Origin of the sequence: Streptomyces scopuliridis (assembly GCF_042790125.1) — a bacterium.
In the GTDB taxonomy this organism is placed as follows: domain Bacteria; phylum Actinomycetota; class Actinomycetes; order Streptomycetales; family Streptomycetaceae; genus Streptomyces; species Streptomyces scopuliridis_A.
This window is the reverse complement of the sequence record NZ_JBHTZS010000063.1, coordinates 1-8678: the sequence shown is the minus strand read 5'-3', so window position 1 is coordinate 8678 and position 8678 is coordinate 1. Positions and strand designations below refer to the sequence as shown.

Sequence of the window (8678 nt, the reverse complement as noted above, 5' to 3'; positions counted from 1 at the left end):
GCCACCGCACCACATCACCCGTGCGATACATCCGCCCACCCACAACACCGCCAAACGGATCAGCGACAAACCGCTCCCCCGTCAACCCCGGACGACCCAGATACCCACGGGCCAGGCCCTCTCCCGCGATGTACAGCTCACCGGTCACCCCCACCGGCACCGGCCGCAGCGCCGAATCCAGCACGTACACACGCGTGTTGGACACCGGTCGGCCGATCGGCGGCGTCCGGTCGTGGTCAGGGTCGCCGGCGTCGGCGTCGGAGCCGTCGCCGTACCAGGCCGTCGCGTAGACGGTGGCCTCCGTCGGGCCATAGATGTTGGCGATGCGGCAGCCCGGCAGGGCGGCACGGATGTCGGCGACCGCGTGCGCCGAAAGTGCCTCACCCGCCAGGACCACGGTCTCCGCCGACGCCTTCACCTCGCCGTGCGCCAGCACCTGCGCGATCGCCGAGGGCACCGCGCTGATCAGGCTGCCCGACCAGCCGTCACCGGCCCGCTCGGTGAGCGCGAGCAGATCGCGCACCACCTCGATGCCGCCGCCGCAGCACAGCGGTCCGAAGATCTCGAAGACGGAGACATCGAAGTTGAGCGAGGTGGACGCCAGGACGCGTCGCAGCTGTCGCGGCCCGATGGCCTCGGCCGCCCACGAGGCGAGGTCGACCGCGCTCGCCTGGGACACCACAACGCCCTTGGGCCTGCCGGTGGAACCCGAGGTGTAGATCACATACGCGGGGTGCTGGAGCCGCAGCGCGGTGGTGCGCTCGGCGTCGGAGGGGTTGGTGGCCGGCTGTCCGGCGAGCAGCTCCGCGGTACCCGGATCGTCGAGGAGCAGACATGACGTGCCGGACTCGGTCACCGTGGTCCCCGCCACCGTGAGGACGAGCGCGGGACGGGCGTCGTCGAGCATGAACCCGGTCCGCTCGGCCGGGTAGCCGGGATCGACAGGAAGGTAGGCGGCCCCGGATTTGAGGATCGCGAGCAGCGCCACGATCACCGCGTCGGAGCGGGGTACCGAGAGCGCGACAACGGACTCGGGCCCCGCGCCTCGTTCGATCAGCAGATGCGCGAGCCGGTTGGCGCGGGCGTTCAGCTCGGCGTAGGACAGCTCACGGCCCTCGAAGACCACCGCCGTGGCCAGCGGGGTACGAGCCGCCTGCGCCTCGAACAACTCGGGCAGCGTGACGGACGGTACGGGCCGCTCGGTCGCGTTCCACTCCACGAGCACCCGCTCGCGCTCCGCGGGCCGGAGAAGTTCCAGGCCGCCGACCGGCTCGTCGAGTCCGGCGCGGACCATGCTGCCGAGGAGATCGAGGAAGCGCCGCTGGTGCGCCGCGATCTCTTCGGAGCGATAGAGATCCGGGTTCGCGTCCAGGTCGATCCTCAGGCCGCTCCCCTGGCCCTGCCCCGAGCCGGCGCGGCCGTCCACGACGAGCGACAGATCGTCGACCGGGCCGCCACCGAGGTTGTGCACGGTGGTGCGGGAGCCGGCGAACCGCAGGTCGTAGTCGACCATGACGATATTGATGTGCGGACCGGCCAACCGGTGTTCGTCGCCGGAGAGTTCGAGGTCCCGCCGCAGATCCTCGAAGCGGTAGCGCTGGTGCTTCAGCGCGAGGTGCAGCTCCTTCGACGCCTGCCGGACGAGTTCCCGGACGGTGGTGCCCGGGTGTACGTCCAGCCGGAACGGCAGCACGTTCGACATCATGCCGGGGATGGCGCGGGTCGCCATGGCTCCGCGGGCGACGACGGGGAGGCCGAGAACGACATCCCGGCTGCCCGTCATCCTGTGCAGGTACGCGGCAAGCGCGGCGACGGCGACGGCGGGCCAGCTGACCTCCGCCTCACGTGCGGTGGCGCGGAGCCCGTCCATTACCCCTTCGTCCAGAGAGGCGGTCCGCCGCTCCAGATACCGGGGCAGGCTCGGCTGCCGGTCGGCGAGGCTGCTGGCGGTGGGCAGATCGGCGAAGCGCTCCGTCCAGTACGCGCGGTCGCGCACGAACCGCTCGGAGGCCCGGTAGGCGGCCTCGTCCTCGATCAGCTCCCGCAGGGACCCGAACGTCGGCTCCGGACAGGGGTGTTCCGCCGCCAGAGCCGTGTAGAGCGCGGCCACACGCCCGCCGATGAGGGAGAGACCGAGGCCGTCCATGACGATGTGGTGGTAGCGCTGATACCAGAACCAGCTGTCGTCCGCCGCCTTGAACAGCGCGAACGCGAACAACGGGCCGTGCGTCGGATCGACCGGTCGGCGCGCTTCGGCCCGCATCCACTCCTCGGCGCTCGCCCGCGGATCGTCCTCGCCGCTGATGTCGAGGAGGTCCAGGTCCCAGTCGTCGTGCTCCTCGACGATCTGCGACGCACTGCCGTCCTCCTCCACGATCCGGATCCGCAGCGTCTCGGCCTCGGCGACCGTGCGTCGCAGCACGCTCTCGAACAGCACCGGGTCGATCTCACCGTGGATCTCGATGTATTCGGCGATGTTGAAGATGGGGTTCGTCGGATCGAGGCGCTGGGAAAGCCAGATACCGGACTGCGCGGCCGTAAGGGGCAGACGAGCAATCTGATAACCGGTCATGGTCCATCCGTTCTCGATCGGGCAATCGCACGGTCAATGAGGAATCGAATACGGCCGGGAAAGCCAGAAAGCCACCGGCAATGAGCGAACTCGCGAGCCATTACATCTGTCACGGGTTAACAGCGGAGAAACCGACAGGCTCTCCCAGACATCAATTCACGCCGTCAATCCGCACTATCTATATGCGCCATCGATATCTGCCATCGATATGCGCCATTGACATGCGCTCTCGATCCGCGCACCGACAGAGGCGGATGGATTCACCGGAGCGGCGACCGGCCGTCCGCCGGTGCCGGTGGCGCGCGGGAATTCACGGGACGGCCCCGCGGGAAATCGGCTCGTCTCAGCGAGCCGCGGCACGGCGGTAGGCGCCGACGGCCGCGGGCACGATGACGGCCAGCAGAAGGCCGCAGAGCACGAGGGACACCGGCACCGGATACTGCACGGGGAACGCCCCTTTGCCGGTGCCCGTCGTCGTGTTGCCGAACAGTTCACGGCAGGCGGCCACCACGGCGCTGACGGGATTCCACTCGCACAGCCACCGCAGCCAGCCCGGCAGGCCGTCCAGCGGGATGAAGGCGTTCGACAGGAACGTCAGCGGCATCACCAGCATGAAGGCGATGGAGTTGACCGCCTCCGCGCTGCGTGCCAGCAGGCCGATGAGCGCGCCGAGCCAGGCCATGGTGTAGCCGAGCAGCAGGAGCAGCCCGAAACCACCGAGGGCCTTCAGGAAGCCCTCGTGCACCCGCCAGCCCATGAGATAGCCGACGATGGCCATCGTGACGCAGGCGATGACGGCCAGCGTCAGATCGGAGAGGGTGCGCGCGATCAGCACGGAGGACCGTGACATCGGCAGTGAACGGAACCGGTCGACCACGCCGTTGCTGAGGTCGCCGGCGACGCCGAGAGCGGTGTTGCCCACGTTCGTGAGCATCATCTGGGTGAAGATGCCCGCCATCAGGTACGAGCGGTAGTCGCTGCCCGGCACGGAGATCGCGCTGCCGAACAGGACGCCGAAGACCACCACGTACGCGACGGGCATCAAGGTCACGCTGAGCAGCTTCTCCGGGATGCGCACCAGGTGCTTCATGTGCCGGCCGACCAGTGCGGACACGTCACTGACAAGTTCCACCATGGGGTACTCGCGCTACCTTTCCCTGCTGGTCGTGCCGCCGGTCAGGGCGAGGAACACATCGTCGAGCGACGGCCGCCGGACGGCGAAACCGACGGTCCTGGCACCCGCGGCGTCGAGCGCGGCGGCGGCCTCGGAGACCGTTTTCAGTCCGTCCCCGAGCGGGACGGAGACCATGCGGCTGTCCCGCGCGACGACGGGTTCGGCGGCGGCGGTCTCCCGCAGCGCCGTCACGGTCGCGGGGATGTCACCGTCGTCCGCCAGGGACACTTCGAGCCGCTCCCCGCCGACCTTGGCCTTCAGCTCGTCGGAGGTTCCGTCGGCGATGACCCGCCCTCCGTCGATCACGGCGATACGGTCGGCGAGCTGGTCGGCCTCTTCCAGGTACTGCGTGGTCATGAGTACGGTCACCCCGCCCGCCAGCTGCTCGCGGATCATGTCCCACAGGGTGAGCCTGCTGGTCAGATCGAGGCCGGTGGTCGGCTCGTCGAGGAACAGCACCTTGGGCTCCGCGATGAGGCTCGCGGCCAGGTCGAGCCTGCGCCGCATGCCTCCGGAGTACGTCTTGACCTGGCGTTCCGCGGCGTCCGCGAGATCGAGCCGGTCGAGCAGTTCATCGGCGCGCGCCTTCGCGGCGCGGCGGCCGAGGCGGTACAGCGTGCCGATCAGCCGAAGGTTCTCCCGCCCGGTGAGCCGCTCGTCGAGGGCCGCGTACTGGCCGGTGAGGCCGATGCTGCGGCGCACCTCGCGCGGCTGCTCACGTACGTCGTACCCGGCCACGCGCGCCCGGCCCTCGTCCGGTTCGAGCAGCGTGGCGAGCACCCGCACGGTCGTCGTCTTGCCCGCCCCGTTGGGGCCCAGGATCCCCAGCAGCGTCCCGGTGGGGACGGAAAGGTCCACGCCACACAGCGCTTCGTGGCCCCCGTAACGCTTACGAAGCCCTACCGCCTCGATAGCGATTTCCATGAATGCACCTCACGTAGAGATTGCGCGAAATTCCGCGGCCTCCATTCGCTCAATCGCCCTGGGGGTGGCAAGTGACTTCCGGGAAGGCAGCGCCACTAAAGCACCCCGTCTACCTCGATGGCAAGAACCTGCCAAGTCTCCGTGTGACATACACCGATAATTGAACCGTGAACAATAGAGCGCTTCCATCCGGACGAGGTAGACATTTACCCCGCGCCCGCTCCTCCGTCCTCCCGATTGGTGCGGCGAGCGCCATTCGCCGTTCCGGCAATGCTCCGAAAGTGCCTCCGAGGAGAACAGCAGGAGAATATTGCGGAACCGCTTTTTCGGAGATGTCGCCGACAACGCTGTCAGCACGGCATCCTCGGTGCGTCGCGCCCGGACGGGCGGACGGAGCATCACACGGGGGGGCGCGGATGAGCGGGATGAGCGGGATGAACGAGCGGATCGGGCATGCCGGGGAGGACGCGCCTGCGAGACAGCCGGGCGGTCCGGGCCCGGCTCCCTCCCCGGCGTGGTTCCGGCGCTTCGCTCCTGTGTCCCGCCCGCACACGCGCCTGGTGTGCTTCCCGTACGCCGGCGGCGCCGCCAGCGCCTTCCGCACCTGGCCACGCCAACTGCCGGAAACGGTCGAGCTGCTGGCCGTGCAGTACCCGGGACGCCAGGACCGGCTCCAGGACCCGTGCGTCGACGACATGGACACCCTCGTGGAACCCATCGTCGAGGCACTGACGCCCTGGCTCGACCGGCCGCTGGCCCTGTTCGGACACAGCATGGGCGCCTCGGTGGCCTTCGAGGTGGCCATGCGGCTCAAGGACCGGCATGGCGTCGAACCGGCGGCGTTGTTCGTCTCCGGCAGAGGCGCACCCGCTCGCACCCGCGAATCCGCCCTCCATGAGCAGGGCGACGCGGCGCTGATCGCGGACGTGCTGCGGCTGGACGCGGCGGCGGCGCCCGTACTGCGCGATCCGGATCTGCGGGAACTCGTCATGGGCTCGATCCGCGCGGACTACCGGCTGAGCGAGACGTACCGCCCACGCCCCGACGCGTCGACCGGAGCCCCCATCACCGCGTACGTGGGGTGCGACGACCCGGACATCGCCCCCGGGGACATCCGCGCCTGGGCCCGGCACACCCGGGCCGGATACAGCGAGAGGGTCTTCCCGGGAGACCACTTCTACCTCGTTCCCCACGAGGCGGAGCTGATCCAGGACGTGGCGTCAAAGCTCGGGGCCACAGCGGGATCCGCGGCCTCACCCGGCTGAACGCTGACGTCCTCCAGGCACTCATCGAGAGCCTGGCGGGTGTCCTGACGGCGCTGTTCGAGTTCCGGATGCCATGGCCGATCCGGCCGCGTTCGAACAGCGGATGGGGGCCCTGGTCGAGGAGACCAAGGCCACTCCCGCCGCGCCGGGGGGTGAGCGAGGTCTTCGTGCCGGGCGAGCCGGAGATCCGCACCGCCGAACGGCTGCGCGTGGAAGGCATCACCGTCGTCGAGGACACCTGGCACTCCCTCACCCGCGTCGCCGCGGCCACCGGCACACCGTTGCCCGGGCCCTTCCCCACAACCGAGGAGCTTCCCGCATGATCGCGCTGACCGTTTCCCTTCAGGTCGTCCCCGGCCACCGCGACGACTTCCTCGCGGCCATCGGCTGAGAGAGCCATGTGCCCCCAGCCCGCCGAACCCCATCTGCTCATCGACCCCGACGAGGTCGAACGCTTCGACCGTGGCGGCGGTGTCGCGACGCTCCCCTACGTCGGCAAGTGGAACTCCGGGGACGCTGTCATCACCACCGGCCAGACGGTCTTCCAGCCCGGCACCGGGCCGCCCCCGCACAGCCACAACGTCGAGGAGTCGGTACTGATTCTGGACGGCGAGGCGACCGCCGAGATCGACGGCGCGTTCTTCGACCTGGAGCCCGGCCAGGCCACCTGGGTCCCGGCCGGTGTCCCGCAACGCTTCCTCACGTACGGGGGCTGGAGCCCCGACCGTATCGAGGCCGCCGTGGAGCGGGCGCACGCGGCGAGCCGGGCGTGGGCCCGGTGACCGAGCGAGCGGCCCGCGCCGCCCGGCGCCCCCTACCCGCGCCCTGCGTGCGCGCACGAGGACCGGCTCGCCCCACTGGTCGTCGCGGAGATGGGCAAGCCCGTCGGCGAGGCGGAGGGCGAGGTGGAGAAGTCCGCCGTCACCGCCGACTACTACGCCCGGCACGGCGCGGCCATGCGCAGCGTCTGCCCCGATTTCTGCGCCCCCATCATCCGCATCGAGGGCATGCTCGCGGGGCCGACGTATGGTGACGACAAACCCACCCACCGGCGGCAGTTCTACTGGCCCAGCCGCTACGCCCCAGAGACCGACTAGGACGAGCACGTGAACTACCCCCGCGTACCCGCAGAACTGCTCACCCGTGAGTTCCTGCCCGGTATCACCGACGCGCTGGAGAACACCGACGGCTGGCTGCTGCGCGACGGCACACACTGGCTCGTGACGCGACACGAGGGCACGATCTCTGTCGGCAGGGTCGGCACCGATCCGTCCCAGGTGCTCGCCGACCGCACCACGTGGACCAATCCGGCTCCAAACGACCTCAGTCAGTACTGTTCGCCACTGCCCGACGGCGCCCTGGCCATCAGCACCCGGGAGGCCGTCACTGTCTACGAGACCGGCGGAACCAGCCGGTGGGAGCACCACCACCGGGACTGGCAGCAATCGCCCGAAGCCGCCGGCGCATGCACGGCCGACCCGGCCGGCCAGGTGCTTCTCGCGACCATGGCCGGACCCATCGGACCCGACGGGCTCTCCGCGGGCGACATCTGCCGTGCCCTCGACCTGGCCACCGGCGACGTGCTCGCCGAGCACGTCCTGCCGTCCTTCTCAGCGACGTACGCCTTCCAGCAGTTCCCGGACGCACGCCCCGAGGTCCTGCTCACCGCCTCCATGGGCCAGGACGGCACCCACTGCCTCCTGGTCACCTACGCGGCCGGCAGGCTCGACGTCCGGGCGGCGGGCACCGCCGAGGAACCCTATGTCGGCCTCGGCACGGACGGAGTGCTGGTCAGCCAGGATGTCGGCGGCGGGTACCTATGCCGCACGCAGGACGGCGCCGACGACGTCATCATCGAGGCCGGCGACGTACTGTCCGAGGACCGGGTCTTCGTCGGCTACACGCCTGGCTTCGTCGACGACAAGCGGATCCTGGTCGTGGCAGCCGACGAACAGTGGGCGGAGCAGGGCACGCACCTCCTCCTCGACGCACGCACGCTCAGGCCCATCGCCGAACTCGACTACCCGCAGCCCCCGGGGGCCCGGGCCGTACCGCTGGGCGACGGCACATGGCTCACCCACGACCAAGAGACAGTCCAGCGCTGGACCACCGCCTGACCCGGACCGGACCCGGCCCCGCGTCTCCAGGAGGTCCAGTACGCGCGGACGGGGAGTGGGCCGCGGCGGCGACTACGTGTGGGGTAAGGGGCCACCATCGGGTCGTCGGGCTGTCAGGTGCCCGGCCTGTCAGGGAGGGGCAGCTCGGGGATCCCGCCCGGTGACGCCGACGTCTCGGGTGGACTCGGCTCGTTCGTTGGCCCGGGGGAATTCGTCTCGTCGTCGGGACCGGCCGGCTCCGACTGCGCGGGGGGCGACGGTGTGCCGCTGGGCGTATCGGATGCGCTGGGAGTCTCCGACGGCGTCGCGCTCGGCGTGTGGCTCGGCCGGTGGTTGTCGCCGGGGGAGGTGTCGGGCTCCGTGGTGTCCTCGCTCTGCGAGTCCGAGGGCGAGGGCGAATCGCTCGGCGTCGAATCGCTCGTGCTGGACGACGGCTTGTTCTCCGACTTGTCGCCGGTATTCGTGTCACTGATGCCCTGGATCGCGTAGGCCACCCCCGCCACGATCGCGATCACCGCGAGCGCCACGAAAACCCACATCCTGCCCCGGCCACCACGCCGCTGATGCCCACCGTCATACCCGCCGTCGTCCGGATTCCTCGGCGGCAGGATCGGACCCTGCGAGGT

Annotated in this window: 8 protein-coding genes and 1 pseudogene; 5 read left to right on the top strand and 4 right to left on the bottom strand. The window is 69.9% G+C overall.

The features are described from left to right. From ACFRKB_RS38625 to ACFRKB_RS38615, 3 genes are all read right to left on the bottom strand, one after another. Positions 1–2572: amino acid adenylation domain-containing protein (locus ACFRKB_RS38625; protein ID WP_383111270.1), on the bottom strand; the 2572-nt coding region annotated here is incomplete at its 3' end. A 343-nt stretch (positions 2573–2915) separates the two neighbouring features. Further along, a complete protein-coding gene (locus ACFRKB_RS38620) occupies positions 2916–3707 on the bottom strand; it encodes an ABC transporter permease (RefSeq protein ID WP_383111269.1) in 792 nt (263 codons plus the stop codon). A 12-nt stretch (positions 3708–3719) separates the two neighbouring features. Next, positions 3720–4670, bottom strand: a complete 951-nt coding sequence (locus tag ACFRKB_RS38615; RefSeq protein ID WP_383111268.1) for an ATP-binding cassette domain-containing protein — start codon at positions 4668–4670, stop codon at positions 3720–3722. Positions 4671–5230: 560 nt separating this feature from the next. Between ACFRKB_RS38615 and ACFRKB_RS38610 the strand changes: the two genes are divergently transcribed. The 5 genes from ACFRKB_RS38610 to ACFRKB_RS38590 all read left to right on the top strand — a co-directional run bounded on the left by ACFRKB_RS38610 (position 5231) and on the right by ACFRKB_RS38590 (position 8052). Then, the gene (locus ACFRKB_RS38610) at positions 5231–5935 is read left to right on the top strand and encodes a thioesterase II family protein (protein ID WP_383111267.1); all 705 of its coding nucleotides are present in this window, start codon (positions 5231–5233) and stop codon (positions 5933–5935) included. A 152-nt stretch (positions 5936–6087) separates the two neighbouring features. Then, positions 6088–6258 carry a hypothetical protein gene (locus ACFRKB_RS38605; RefSeq protein ID WP_383111266.1) on the top strand — a complete coding sequence of 57 codons (171 nt, stop codon included), beginning with the start codon at positions 6088–6090 and terminating at the stop codon, positions 6256–6258. Between the two features lie 75 nt (positions 6259–6333). Continuing rightward, the gene (locus ACFRKB_RS38600; protein WP_383111265.1) at positions 6334–6717 is read left to right on the top strand and encodes a cupin domain-containing protein; all 384 of its coding nucleotides are present in this window, start codon (positions 6334–6336) and stop codon (positions 6715–6717) included. Between the two features lie 90 nt (positions 6718–6807). Then, entirely contained in the window at positions 6808–7032 is a 225-nt protein-coding gene (locus ACFRKB_RS38595; RefSeq protein WP_383111264.1) for a hypothetical protein, read from the top strand. A gap of 9 nt (positions 7033–7041) precedes the next feature. Beyond that, the gene (locus ACFRKB_RS38590; RefSeq protein WP_383111263.1) at positions 7042–8052 is read left to right on the top strand and encodes a hypothetical protein; all 1011 of its coding nucleotides are present in this window, start codon (positions 7042–7044) and stop codon (positions 8050–8052) included. Between the two features lie 113 nt (positions 8053–8165). On the opposite strand, the pseudogene ACFRKB_RS38585 reads toward ACFRKB_RS38590, so the two are convergent. Continuing rightward, a pseudogene (locus ACFRKB_RS38585) lies at positions 8166–8678 on the bottom strand (serine/threonine protein kinase); the annotation flags it as partial.

What these genes read in the sequence shown, in the direction of transcription:
- ACFRKB_RS38615 (WP_383111268.1), bottom strand. Translation starts at nt 4,670, where the DNA reads ATGGAAATCGCTATCGAGGCGGTAGGGCTTCGTAAGCGTTACGGGGGC.
- ACFRKB_RS38600 (WP_383111265.1), top strand. Translation starts at nt 6,334, where the DNA reads ATGTGCCCCCAGCCCGCCGAACCCCATCTGCTCATCGACCCCGACGAG.
- ACFRKB_RS38595 (WP_383111264.1), top strand. Translation starts at nt 6,808, where the DNA reads ATGGGCAAGCCCGTCGGCGAGGCGGAGGGCGAGGTGGAGAAGTCCGCC.
- ACFRKB_RS38620 (WP_383111269.1), bottom strand. Translation starts at nt 3,707, where the DNA reads ATGGTGGAACTTGTCAGTGACGTGTCCGCACTGGTCGGCCGGCACATG.